The organism is Nocardioides islandensis (genome assembly GCF_015352455.1).
Taxonomy (GTDB): Bacteria; Actinomycetota; Actinomycetes; order Propionibacteriales; family Nocardioidaceae; genus Nocardioides; species Nocardioides islandensis.
Map to the genome: position 1 here is coordinate 20,704 of NZ_JADKPN010000023.1, position 10,562 is coordinate 31,265.

The window sequence follows — 10,562 nt, forward strand, 5'->3', positions numbered from 1 at the left end:
GCAGCATGCTCACGACGTACCGTCGCATCCTGGCCGTGCCGGGTGCCGTCCTCTTCAGCGCGACCGGTCTGGTCGCTCGGCTGCCCATCTCCATGGAGGGCCTGGGCATCGTCCTGCTGGTGGTCGCGGTCAGCGACAGCTACGGGTACGCCGGTGCGGTCGCCGGGACCGTGACCATCGCCAACGCCGTCGCCTCGATCCTGCAGGGGCGCTACATCGACCGGCTCGGCCAGGCCCGGGTGCTGCCACCACTCATCCTGACCTGGGGCGCCGGGCTCCTGCTGCTCGTCGCCGCGGTGCACGGCGAGTGGTCGCGCTGGGCCGTCTTCGCGCTCGCCGTCGTGGTCGGGCTCACCCTGCCACCGGTCAGCACGTGCGTGCGGGCGCGCTGGTCCCACGTGCTCGACGAACCGCGGCAGGTGCAGACCGGCTACGCCCTCGAGTCCGTCGTGGACGAGGCGGTGTTCATCGCGGGGCCGGTACTGGTCACGGCGCTGGCCACGGCGTGGGACCCGGTGGCCGGTCTGGGCGCGGCCGTGGTCGCCGGCGTCGGCGGCACCCTCTTCCTGGCCACGCAGCGGGCGACCGAGCCGCCCGGCCACCCCGTCGTGCGCGAGCCGGCGGACCGGCCCCGGATGCCGTGGCGCACGGTCGTGCCGATCGCCGTCGTGGCGCTGGGGCTGGGTGCGCTGTTCGGGTCCGCGGAGGTGACGACCGTCGCGTTCGCCCAGGAGGCCGGGAAGGAAGGCGTCACCGGCGTGCTGCTCGCGCTCTGGGCGCTGGGCAGCCTGCTCGCCGGGCTCGTCACCGGCGCGATCCACTGGCGGCGCGGCACGGCGTTCCGGCTCAAGGTCGGCACGGCCGCGCTCGCACTGGGCATGACCCCGCTCGCGCTGGTCGGCCCCATCTGGCTGATGGGCCTGATGCTGTTCCTGGCGGGTTTCGCGATCGCGCCGTCCCTGATCGCCACGCTGTCCCACATCGAGCAGACCGTGCCGTCGGCGCGGCTGACCGAGGGCATGGCGTTCGTGCACACCGGTCTGGCCGCGGGGCTCGCCCCCGGCTCGGCCATCGCGGGCGTCGTGGTGGATGCAGCGGGTGCCTCCCCGGCGTACCTCGTCTCCGCCGCGGCCGGCCTGGTGGCGACCCTGGCCGCCCAGACACTGCCGCGGGTGGCGCCCCGACACCCGGCCGGGGTGGCGGGCGGAGCGGCGCCGCAGGCGTAGGCTCGGCGCACCGGGACTGGAGAAGAGGAGAGCAGACAGCCGATGGTGCACCTCACCCTCGCGGGACTCAGCGAGGACGGGAAGCGCCTGCTGCTCGTGAGCGACGCAGGGGTGGAGTTCACCCTCGACGTCGACGCCAAGCTCCGGGCCGCCCTGCGCGGCGACAGTGATGCCAGAGCCCGCCTCGGCCAGTTGGAGATCAAGATGGAGAGCATCCTGAGACCGCGCGACATCCAGGCCCGCATCCGGGCCGGGGAGACGCCCGAGACGGTGGCCGCCGCCGCCCAGACGACGGTGGAGAAGATCATGCCGTACGCCGCGCCGGTCCTCGCCGAGCGCGAGCACGTCGCGCAGCGGGCCCAGCGCGCCTCGATCCGGCGCCCGGCCGGCTCCCCTGCCGGCAGCCGCACCCTCGGCGACGCCGTCTCCGGCCACCTGCGCGCCCAGAACGTCGACCCCGGCGGCGTCGACTGGGACGCCTGGCGACGCGAGGACGGCCGCTGGACCCTGACCGCGGCGTACTCCGCCAGCGGCCGCGACGGCGAGGCGGCGTTCACCTTCGACGCGCCGGGCAACTACGTCTCGGCCGACGACGACGACGCCCGCTGGCTGATCGGCGACGGCCCGGCCGACCCGCAGGCCTCCCCGGCCGCGACCCCGCCCCAGGACGACCTGGCCTCGGCCCGGCGGCGCCGGCTGGCCGCCGTCCCTCCCGACGAGCTGCCCCTGGGCGAGGACGCCATCGACCGGGTCAGCGAGCCGGAGGGGTCCGCTGCCCTGGCCGACTCCCTGGCTGACGACTCTCTGGGAGCCGAGGCGCCGGTCGAGGCCTACCTCGACGACCCGGAGCCGCTGACCCGCACCTCCGAGCTGGACCGCGTGGTCGAGGACGAGGGCGCGGACGACGAGCCCGACCACCGGGCTGACCACCGGGCCGACCACCGGGCCGACGAGCCCCCGGGCGAGCCCGCCCGCGCCAAGCGCAAGGGTCGTGCCTCGGTGCCGAGCTGGGACGAGATCATGTTCGGCGGGGGCAAGCACGACTGATCGGCTCCCTCCGCTCGCTGTCGGAGCCGACGTCTAACGTCCCTTTCATGGGTCGCACGACCAGCGAGGAGCTCGTCCCCGAGGACTGGGTGCTGCGCCTGGCGGAGATCGCAGTGGCGCTGCCCGACGCCTACCAGGAGGAGGCGTGGGTCGGGGAGCGGTGGCGCGTGCGCGGCCGCACGTTCGCGCACGTGCTCCGCGTCGAGCCGGGCCGCCCGAAGGCCTACTCCGACCACGTCGGCAGCGACGGCCCGCACGTCGTGCTGACGTTCCGCGCCGACCCCGACGAGCTGGAGGCGATCGTGCGGTCGGGACCGCGGTACTTCAAGGCGCGCTGGGGCCACGACGTCGGCGGCCTGGTCATCGACGACGACGTGGACTGGCAGGAGGTGCGTGAGCTGGTGACCGACAGCTACTGCCGGCTGGCGCCGCAGAAGCTGGTCAGGCTGGTGGCTCGACCGGCGGATCGACCGGCGGATCGACCGGCGGATCGATCGGCCGGGTCCGGTCGCTGACCCAGTCGCTCCACGACCCCGCCCACAGGGCCGCCGGCACGCGGGCGACCGCCATGGCGAGGATGTCGTGGCACGCGGTGACGCCCGAGCCGCAGTACGCCGCGACGTCGGCGCCGGCGACCGCGCCCACCGCGGCGTAGGTGCGGCGCAGCTCGTCGGCGTGCTTGAACCGGCCGTCCGGGCCGAGGTTCTCGTTGGTCGGCACGTTGACCGCGCCGGGCACGTGGCCGGCCACCGGGTCGATGGGCTCGTGCTCGCCGGCGTACCGCTCGTGCGCCCGGGCGTCGACCAGCACCTCGACCTGCGGCACGTCCTCGGTGTCCACCACCGGCAGGTGACCGGGGTCGGCCTCGAAGTCGCCGGGCTCCGGCGTCACCTCGCCGGTCTCGGTCGCGCCGCCGGCGTCCAGCCACGCGGCCCAGCCGCCGTCGAGCACCCGGACGTCGCGGTGCCCGTGGTACCTCAGCAGCCACCACGCCCGGGACGCGGCCCGGCCGCCCCAGTCGTCGTACACGACCACCGGCCGGTCGGCCCACACACCCGCCCGCCTCATCGCCTTCTCGAAGACCTCGGTCGACGGCAGCGGGTGCCGGCCTCCGGGCTCCCCGGGCCCGGCGGGCGGGGCGGCCAGGTCCTCGTCCACGTCGACGTACACCGAGCCCGGCACATGGCCGGCGAGGTACGCCGGACGACCGTCGGCGACACCGGTCTGGTACCGGACGTCGAGCAGGGTCACCGGCCCGCCCGCCCCCAGGCGAGCGGCGAGGTCGCGCGCGGAGACGAGGGGGGAGGTCGTCATGGGACCATCCTGGCCTGTCGAACCCGTGTGACAGGATCACGACCCGTGGCAGAGCTCCAGTTCTTCACCGGCACGATGGACTCCGGCAAGAGCACCCTGGCGCTCCAGACCAACCACAACCACGCCGCGCGCGGCCTGCACGGCCGGATCTTCACCACCCACGACCGGGCCGGCGAGTCGATCATCTCCAGCCGCCTCGGGCTCCAGCACGACGCGATCGAGGTCGACCCGGAGTTCAGCTTCTGGCGGTACGTCGTGGACACGCTCACCCACGGTGGCCGCATCGACTACCTGGTGTGCGACGAGGCGCAGTTCTACACCGCCGAGCAGATCGACCAGCTGGCCCGCGTGGTGGACGAGCTCCAGATCGACGTGTTCGCGTTCGGCATCCTCACCGACTTTCGCTCGACGCTGTTCCCCGGCTCGGCCCGGCTGGTCGAGCTCGCCGACCGGATGCACGTCCTCCAGGTCGAGGCGCTGTGCTGGTGCGGCAAGCGCGCCACCCACAACGCCCGCACCGAGAACGGCGTGATGGTCGTCGAGGGCGAGGTCATCGTCGTCGGCGACGTCGACGACCCTTCCGACCTCGACCACCCCCCGGCCGACGTCGCCTACGAGGTGCTGTGCCGCCAGCACCACCGCCGACGCCTCACCGCCGCCCGAGCCCAGGCCGTCTCCCTCGCCGCCGAGCCCCTCCCCTTCGGCTAGGCACCGCTGGTCGAGGAAGGCGCCCTGGCGCCTGTCACGAGACCCCGTACCCGGCGGGCGATCGCCTCACCGGGTCTCGTGACGGTCGCTGCGCGACCTCCTCGACCAGCGGAGATTCAGCGGACGGTGCCGGTGAAGATGTCGTCGATCTCGGTCTCGGAGACGGAGACGCCGACGAGCGACCCGCTGCCCTTCATCCCGGCGTAGGCGCCCCAGGCATCGGCGACGACCCAGCTGCCGGTCGAGCCACCAGCCCCGAAGCGCGCCCGCAAGCGCAGGTCGAAGCCGGACGTGCCACCGGCGCAGGTGAACTCCTTGGTGCCGATGAAGCTGCCCCCGTGGTTGTTGAACTGCGCCATGCTGTCCTCGCTGTTGACGACCGTCCCGGTCTCGCAGCCCGGGAGCGAGGACTCGAACGGCACCTCCTCGAGCACGAGCGAGGTGTGGGCCACCTTAGTCAGTCGACCAGCATCGGGATGAGCATCTCGTCCTCGGTGAGCGAGCCGTGCAGGCCGACCAGCGTGGACTCGTAGGCGAAGTCGACCGTCGAGACGACGGCGTGGTCGCCGCGGCAGGCGACCAGGACGTCGCCGATGCGCGGGAGGACGGCGGGCTCGACGGCCCCGAACCAGCCTCGCATCATCGCCTCGTCGCGGGTGAGCACCTCGGCCCGGTCGCCGAGCAGCTCGGTCCACGTCGCGGCGACCGTGGCGTCCGCGCCGGTGCGGCAGTACAGGTGCCGGAACCGTGCCTCCCCGCCCATCAGCACCAGCCCGTCGCGCAGGTCGGGCTCCCGGTCGACGTCCACGCGGTGCGACGACGGCGAGTCGACCATGCCGTGGTCGGCGACGACCATCAGCCGTACCTCCGGTGGCAGCGCCTCCCGGAGCTGCTCGGCCTGGGCGTCGACCATGACCAGCTGCTGGAGCCAGGGCTCCGAGTCGACGCCGTAGCGGTGGCCGGTCCAGTCGAGGTCGCCGTCGTACAGGTAGGTCAGCGACGGCCGCTCGCGGGACGCCGCGACCGCCGCGGCGATCCGCTCGCCGACGCGGTCGGCACCCACGAAGTCGGCGCCGCGGTGCGCGGCGACGGTCAGCCCGCTGTCGCGGAACTCGCGCTTGTTGACGACCGTCACCGACGCGCCGTTGAGCCGCAGCCCCGTGAACGCCGTCGCGTGCGGCTGCCACTGCTTCGGGTCGACGCTCTTGTCCCAGAACAGCGCGTTGAGCAGCCGGTCGGTGCCGGGGATCCGGGACGTGAACCCGACCAGTCCGTGCGCACCGGGAGGCAGTCCCGTGCCGAACGAGCTCAGGCTGGTGGCCGTCGTCGTCGGCACGCCGGCGGTGCCGGGCTGCTGCGTGGCCATGAGGGAGGAGAGGTACGGCGCCTCGTCGGGGTACCTCTCCAGCAACCGCGCCCCCAGTCCGTCGATGAGCAACACGACGTACGCCGGGGCCTCGGGCAGGTCGAGCGCTCCTTCGGCGACGTCGGGCCGGACCTTCACGCCGATGGCCGCGCCGACGGCCGGGACGACGTCGGCGAGGGACCGCGAGCCGTACGCCGGCTCGACGAACCCCGGTTCGCTCACGCCGTCTGGGTGCGCGCCGAGAGCGACGCCGCGAACGCGAGCAGGCTCTCCACGGCGTCGGAGCCGTCGGCGGTCGCGGAGGCGCGGATCGAGAAGTCGTCGGAGGCGAGCACGCCGGTGTACCCGTGGTCGGCCTCGCAGTCGGGGTCCTGGCAGGCGGCCGGCTCGAGGTCGATGCGGCTCACGCCGCCCCAGCCGATCGTCACCACGGCCTCGGCGGCCGGCGCCGGGCCGGAGGTCGGGTTGGTGACCATCCGGGTCACCACCACCGACCGCACCGACGCCAGCGAGATCGCCTCGGTCGACGTCGAGGTGTAGGGCTCGGGGATCAGGTCGTCCGCCTCGTGCTCGTCGGTGTGCGCCACGACCAGCCGGCTGGGCGTCAGCACGACGACGGTGAGGTGCCGCCGGATCTCGTCGCGGTCGAACGTCGGCTCGTGGTGGACGTAGAAGGACACGACGTCCTCGCCGGCCACCGCGCCCGCGACGCCGTCGACCACGACGTCGGGGTAGTAGCCGGTGTGGTGGATCGCCTCGCGCAGGTCCAGCGCGCGGTCGCGATCATGGGTACGCATGCGGCCAGTCTGGCACGCACCCTCGTCAGGCGATCCGCGTCTCCACCATCTCCCAGTTGACCTCCCACGTCGCCCCGTCGTCGGTCGAGAACGCCTGCTCCCATCCCGCCTTCTCCGGGGAGTGCACCGTCCAGCGGAACCGGCAGAGGATCGGTACGCCGTCGTGCCGGTCCTCGGCGACGAACTCCCCCACGCCGTCCGCGAACCGCCCGCGGACCGGGGCGGTGTCCCAGCCGAGGGACCGCGAGTCGAACCAGTGCAGTCGCCACTCGCCGGCCGCGACGTCGTAGGTGCGGAACGTCATCCCGCGGTACGGCGCCCCGTCGACGCCGGTCAGTGCGCCCTCGTCGACGCTCACCAGGCCGTTGAGGTGGGTGCGCGCGTCGAACGTCGACTCGAAGTCGTCCCAGTCCGCGCAGCCGGTGAGCCGCGAGCGCAGCTTGTGGTGCTGGACGTGCCAGGTGCCGGTGAGGAAGTCGAAGTCCGAGGTGTGCTTCGGGAGGTGGTCCTGCGGCATCGGCTCCGGCCCGTCCGCGGTGCGGGTGAACCGCAACTCCCAGTTCTTCTCCCACGTGCGCTCGCCGTCGAAGGAGTACGCCTGCTGCCACCGCGCCGACGTCGGCGTGATCCGGTCCCACTCGTAGGTCATCCGCGTCGGCCTGCCGTCCTGAGGCAGCTCGTCGCCGACCAGCCGGCAGGACGGGCCGTCGGGGCCGTCCTCGAACGAGCCCACGACCGGCGGTCCGACCAGACCGTCGTGGCTGCTGACCCAGCGGATCTCCCACTCGCCGCGCTCGGGGACGAAGACGCGGACCGACAGGCCGGACGACCCCGAGCTCGGGAAGGTGATCTCGTCGAGGCTCACGCCGCCGTCGAGGAGCCGGTACGCCGCGGCCCGGCTCCCGACCAGACCACCGGTCAGGTCATCGGTGAGGGGACGGTCGTGCTCCACGTCCCAGGTGCCGGCGAGGAAGTCGAAGTCGTTGCTGATGTCGGTCATGGCACCCAGCGTCGACGTCATCCATGACATCTCGTGTCAGTCATTGTCGGTGCTCTGATCTACCGTCCCGAGCATGCGTTCCAGCCGCCTCGTCTCGATCCTGATGCTGCTCCAGGCCCGGCCCCGCGTGACCGCGCGCGAGCTGGCCGGCGAGCTCGAGGTCTCCCTGCGCACCGTCTACCGCGACGTCGGGGCGCTCGCAGCCGCCGGCATCCCGGTGTACGCCGAGCAGGGCCGCGCCGGCGGCTACCGGCTGGTCGACGGCTACCGCACCCGCCTGACCGGGCTGACCGAGGACGAGGCCCTGTCGCTGTTCGTGGTCGGCCTGCCCGGCCCGGCCGCCGACCTCGGGCTGAGCGCCGAGGCGGCGTCGGCCGAGCGCAAGCTGCTGGCCGCCCTCGGTCCGTCGCAGCGGGTGCGGGCCGGCCGGCTCCGCGACCGGTTCAGCCTCGACACGTCCGCCTGGTACCACCCGGCCGAGCAGCCGGCGTACCTCGCCCCGCTCGCCACCGCCGCCCTCGAGGACCGCGTCGTCGACGTCGCCTACCGGCGCTGGGAGGCGCCCCGCGAGGTGGAGCGCCGGTTGGAGCCCTACGGCCTCGTCCTGAAGAACGGCACCTGGTACCTCGCCGCCGCCTGCGACGGCACCGTCCGCACCTACCGCGTCTCCAACATCCTGCGGCTGACCACGACCGGCGAGCGGTTCGAGCGGCCGGCGGACTTCGTGCTCGGCGACTTCTGGCGCGAGCACCTCGACGCCTTCGACCGCCGCCGCCTCTCCCGCACCGCCGTGCTGCGCCTCTCCCCGGGTCTCGTCGCCGCGCTGCCGGACCTGTCGGACGCGGCACTGCGCCGGGCTGCGGAGGGGGTGGCCCCGGACGCCGACGGCTGGACGACCGTCGGGCTCCCGATCGAGTACGACGAGATGGCCGCCCGTCAGCTGCTCCCCCACGCCGGCGGCGTCGAGGTGGTTGCGCCGGCCAGCCTGCGCGAGCTGATGGCCGCGAAGGCCCGGGCGATCCTGGCGACCTACGCGTCGGCAGGCCCTACCACTCCAGGCTGAACCACCCCTGGTCCACGAGCGGGATGCCGTCGACCTCCAGCCCCTCGGGGTACCCGGCCTCGGGGGTGAACACGTCGCGCACCACGCGGTCCATGCGGAAGCCGCAGCGCTGGTAGAAGCGCAGGTTGCCCACGTCCGCGGCGCCCGTGGCCAGCACGACGCGTCGTACCCCGGCCGCACGGGCCGCGTCCACGGCCGCCTCGAGCATCAGCCGTCCGATGCCCTCGCCACGCCGGTCCTCGGCCACGGCCGTGTTCAGCACCTCCCACTCGTCGGTGTCCGGGATCGCCTGGAGGTGGCCGACGACCGAGCCGTCCGCGTCTCGTGCGACCCAGACGACGCCGCGGTCCAGGTAGCCGGCCAGCGAGGACTCGGAGTCCTCGGCCAGGCGGAACGACCACAACAGGTCCCGACGGTCCCCGTCGTACTCCTCGATCCTCACCCTGCCCAGTGTGGCGTTACCCTCGCTCCGCATGACCTCGGACCTCGCCGGCTTCGCCGCGCTGGTACCTCTCGACCACGGCCTGAGCGTCGTGGTCACCCGACGGCCCGACCTGACGCCGCAGACCTCGGTCGTGAACGCCGGGGTGCTCGCGCACCCGACGACCGGTGTCGAGTCGGTGGCGTTCGTGTCGGTGGCCCGTGCGCACCGGCTGGCCAACCTCCGGCGGGACGCCACCATCGCGGTCGTGATCCGGGCCGGCTGGCAGTGGGTCTCGGTCGAGGGTCGGGCATCGCTGATCGGGCCCGACGACCCCGAGTCCGGTGTCGACGACGAACGGATGCGGGTGCTGTACCGCGAGATCTTCGGCGCCGCGGGCGGGACGCACGACGACTGGGACGAGTACGACCGGGTGATGCGGGCCGAACGCCGCGTCGCGGTGTTCGTCGCACCCTCGAAGGTGGTCTCGTGACCGGGGCGACGCCGGAGCAGCTCCGGTCGTCCTTCGGGGCGGCCGCGGCGGCCTACGCCGAGCACCGGCCGGACTACGCCGAGGACGCGGTGCGCTGGGCGCTCGCGCCCGCGCCGGGAAACCGCGTGCTCGACCTCGGGGCGGGGACGGGCAAGCTCACGGCCGTGCTGGCCAGGACCGGCGCCGCGGTGATCGCCGTCGAGCCGGACCCGGACATGCTGGCCGAGCTGCGGCGTACCCAGCCCGACGTCGACAGCCGTCAGGGCACGGCCGAGGACATCCCGCTCCCGGACGGGTCGGTCGACGCGGTGCTGGCCGGGCACGCGATGCACTGGTTCGACATGACGGTCGCAGGTCCCGAGATCGCCCGGGTCCTCACCCCGGGCGGCGTGCTCGCGGGCCTGTGGAACGTGATGGACGACCGTGTCGACTGGGTCGCCGGGCTCGCGGAGGTGGGCGGCGAGGCGGCTGTCGGACCTCGCGACCTGCTCGGCGGCTGGCCGGACGCCACGGCACACCTGCTGCCGGACGGCGCCGAGCGGGGGACCTTCGCGCACCCCCAGCGCCACACCGCCGACTCCCTCGTGGCCAAGATCGGCACGCACGCCGGGATCCTGGTGATGCCCGAGGACGAGCGCCGCGCCACTCTCGACCGGGTCGCGGCGTACCTCGCCACCCACGACGCGACCGCACACGGGGTGTTCGAGCTGCCCGTGCTGACCGCCGTGCTGCGCGGGGGGCCGCCGGTCTAGGCGATCATGCCGCCGCCACCCCGGGCGCTGGTGCCTGCCTCGTGGTTCTCCTTCTGGCACCGCTTGCACCGCAGGAACGTGCCGGAGGCCTCCCCGTCCGGTGAGGGCGGGTAGGCGACCTTCGCCCAGTCGTGCCCGGCCAGCTTGCAGACGGTGAAGCGCTTCAGGTTGTTCATGGCACCGGCCTCCCTGCCGTCGGACCTCGATTCTGCGCCTCGACGTCACCGGGCGCCACCGGCAGCGCGGCGTCGTGCGCGTCGGCCGGGAGCCTGTTCTCCGCTGATATGTAGGCCAGTCCTGTCAAGGGGCAGGGTGAGGCGCCCGTCCCGATATTCGGGGCGGGCGCCTCGTGCTTCGTCACGCGCGGTGGTGGCT

At 73.6% G+C, this 10,562-nt stretch carries 14 protein-coding genes; 7 read left to right on the forward strand and 7 right to left on the reverse strand.

The genetic code is table 11. The features are described 5' to 3' along the window. Nucleotides 1-5 precede the first annotated feature (5 nt). The 3 genes from ISU07_RS23440 to ISU07_RS23450 are packed head-to-tail and all read left to right on the forward strand — an operon-like array spanning nucleotide 6 to nucleotide 2,788. Nucleotides 6-1,226 (forward strand): MFS transporter, encoded by a 1,221-nt coding sequence (locus tag ISU07_RS23440; protein ID WP_194709280.1) that lies wholly within the window; start codon nucleotides 6-8, stop codon nucleotides 1,224-1,226. A gap of 42 nt (nucleotides 1,227-1,268) precedes the next feature. Continuing rightward, nucleotides 1,269-2,273: a septation protein SepH gene (gene sepH / locus ISU07_RS23445; RefSeq protein WP_194709281.1), complete on the forward strand. Its 1,005-nt coding sequence runs from the start codon at nucleotides 1,269-1,271 to the stop codon at nucleotides 2,271-2,273. 47 nt (nucleotides 2,274-2,320) lie between these two features. Beyond that, the gene (locus ISU07_RS23450) at nucleotides 2,321-2,788 is read left to right on the forward strand and encodes an MmcQ/YjbR family DNA-binding protein (RefSeq protein WP_194709282.1); all 468 of its coding nucleotides are present in this window, start codon (nucleotides 2,321-2,323) and stop codon (nucleotides 2,786-2,788) included. Here ISU07_RS23450 and ISU07_RS23455 read toward each other — a convergent pair. Then, entirely contained in the window at nucleotides 2,715-3,587 is an 873-nt protein-coding gene (locus tag ISU07_RS23455; protein WP_194709283.1) for a sulfurtransferase, read from the reverse strand. The two genes, ISU07_RS23450 and ISU07_RS23455, sit on opposite strands and share 74 nt — an antisense overlap. A gap of 45 nt (nucleotides 3,588-3,632) precedes the next feature. Between ISU07_RS23455 and ISU07_RS23460 the strand changes: the two genes are divergently transcribed. Beyond that, nucleotides 3,633-4,295 (forward strand): thymidine kinase, encoded by a 663-nt coding sequence (locus ISU07_RS23460; RefSeq protein WP_194709284.1) that lies wholly within the window; start codon nucleotides 3,633-3,635, stop codon nucleotides 4,293-4,295. Between the two features lie 116 nt (nucleotides 4,296-4,411). Here the strand turns inward: ISU07_RS23460 and ISU07_RS23465 are convergent, their stop codons facing one another. Genes ISU07_RS23465 through ISU07_RS23480 form a run of 4 tightly spaced genes read right to left on the reverse strand, consistent with a single transcriptional unit; the run spans nucleotide 4,412 to nucleotide 7,479 of the window. Beyond that, nucleotides 4,412-4,747, reverse strand: a complete 336-nt coding sequence (locus tag ISU07_RS23465) for a hypothetical protein (RefSeq protein ID WP_194709285.1) — start codon at nucleotides 4,745-4,747, stop codon at nucleotides 4,412-4,414. 5 nt (nucleotides 4,748-4,752) lie between these two features. Continuing rightward, nucleotides 4,753-5,883, reverse strand: coding sequence for an alkaline phosphatase family protein (locus ISU07_RS23470; RefSeq protein ID WP_194709286.1), 1,131 nt, complete (start codon nucleotides 5,881-5,883; stop codon nucleotides 4,753-4,755). Then, nucleotides 5,880-6,458 carry a DUF5998 family protein gene (locus ISU07_RS23475; protein ID WP_194709287.1) on the reverse strand — a complete coding sequence of 193 codons (579 nt, stop codon included), beginning with the start codon at nucleotides 6,456-6,458 and terminating at the stop codon, nucleotides 5,880-5,882. Before ISU07_RS23475 ends, ISU07_RS23470 begins: the two co-directional genes overlap by 4 nt. A 25-nt stretch (nucleotides 6,459-6,483) precedes the next feature. Next, the gene (locus tag ISU07_RS23480) at nucleotides 6,484-7,479 is read right to left on the reverse strand and encodes a hypothetical protein (protein WP_194709288.1); all 996 of its coding nucleotides are present in this window, start codon (nucleotides 7,477-7,479) and stop codon (nucleotides 6,484-6,486) included. A gap of 52 nt (nucleotides 7,480-7,531) precedes the next feature. Between ISU07_RS23480 and ISU07_RS23485 the strand changes: the two genes are divergently transcribed. Next, nucleotides 7,532-8,521, forward strand: coding sequence for a helix-turn-helix transcriptional regulator (locus tag ISU07_RS23485; RefSeq protein ID WP_194709289.1), 990 nt, complete (start codon nucleotides 7,532-7,534; stop codon nucleotides 8,519-8,521). Here the strand turns inward: ISU07_RS23485 and ISU07_RS23490 are convergent. Then, nucleotides 8,505-8,963 carry a GNAT family N-acetyltransferase gene (locus tag ISU07_RS23490; RefSeq protein ID WP_194709290.1) on the reverse strand — a complete coding sequence of 153 codons (459 nt, stop codon included), beginning with the start codon at nucleotides 8,961-8,963 and terminating at the stop codon, nucleotides 8,505-8,507. The genes ISU07_RS23485 and ISU07_RS23490 overlap by 17 nt on opposite strands. A 31-nt stretch (nucleotides 8,964-8,994) precedes the next feature. Here ISU07_RS23490 and ISU07_RS23495 point away from each other — a divergent pair, with 31 nt between their 5' ends. Both ISU07_RS23495 and ISU07_RS23500 read left to right on the forward strand, forming a co-directional pair. Beyond that, a complete protein-coding gene (locus tag ISU07_RS23495) occupies nucleotides 8,995-9,435 on the forward strand; it encodes a pyridoxamine 5'-phosphate oxidase family protein (RefSeq protein WP_194709291.1) in 441 nt (146 codons plus the stop codon). Further along, on the forward strand, nucleotides 9,432-10,187 hold the full coding sequence (locus ISU07_RS23500) for a class I SAM-dependent methyltransferase (RefSeq protein ID WP_194709292.1): 756 nt from the start codon (nucleotides 9,432-9,434) through the stop codon (nucleotides 10,185-10,187). Before ISU07_RS23495 ends, ISU07_RS23500 begins: the two co-directional genes overlap by 4 nt. Here ISU07_RS23500 and ISU07_RS23505 read toward each other — a convergent pair. Then, complete coding sequence (locus tag ISU07_RS23505) at nucleotides 10,184-10,363, reverse strand: hypothetical protein (protein WP_194709293.1); 180 nt, start codon at nucleotides 10,361-10,363, stop codon at nucleotides 10,184-10,186. The two genes, ISU07_RS23500 and ISU07_RS23505, sit on opposite strands and share 4 nt — an antisense overlap. Nucleotides 10,364-10,562: the final 199 nt, after the last annotated feature.

Excerpts from the sequence above, each read along its gene's own strand:
- ISU07_RS23485 (WP_194709289.1), top strand. The coding sequence starts at position 7,532 with ATGCGTTCCAGCCGCCTCGTCTCGATCCTGATGCTGCTCCAGGCCCGG.
- ISU07_RS23475 (WP_194709287.1), bottom strand. The coding sequence starts at position 6,458 with ATGCGTACCCATGATCGCGACCGCGCGCTGGACCTGCGCGAGGCGATC.
- ISU07_RS23480 (WP_194709288.1), bottom strand. The coding sequence starts at position 7,479 with ATGACGTCGACGCTGGGTGCCATGACCGACATCAGCAACGACTTCGAC.
- ISU07_RS23455 (WP_194709283.1), bottom strand. The coding sequence starts at position 3,587 with ATGACGACCTCCCCCCTCGTCTCCGCGCGCGACCTCGCCGCTCGCCTG.
- ISU07_RS23440 (WP_194709280.1), top strand. The coding sequence starts at position 6 with ATGCTCACGACGTACCGTCGCATCCTGGCCGTGCCGGGTGCCGTCCTC.
- ISU07_RS23450 (WP_194709282.1), top strand. The coding sequence starts at position 2,321 with ATGGGTCGCACGACCAGCGAGGAGCTCGTCCCCGAGGACTGGGTGCTG.
- ISU07_RS23505 (WP_194709293.1), bottom strand. The coding sequence starts at position 10,363 with ATGAACAACCTGAAGCGCTTCACCGTCTGCAAGCTGGCCGGGCACGAC.
- ISU07_RS23495 (WP_194709291.1), top strand. The coding sequence starts at position 8,995 with ATGACCTCGGACCTCGCCGGCTTCGCCGCGCTGGTACCTCTCGACCAC.
- sepH (WP_194709281.1), top strand. The coding sequence starts at position 1,269 with ATGGTGCACCTCACCCTCGCGGGACTCAGCGAGGACGGGAAGCGCCTG.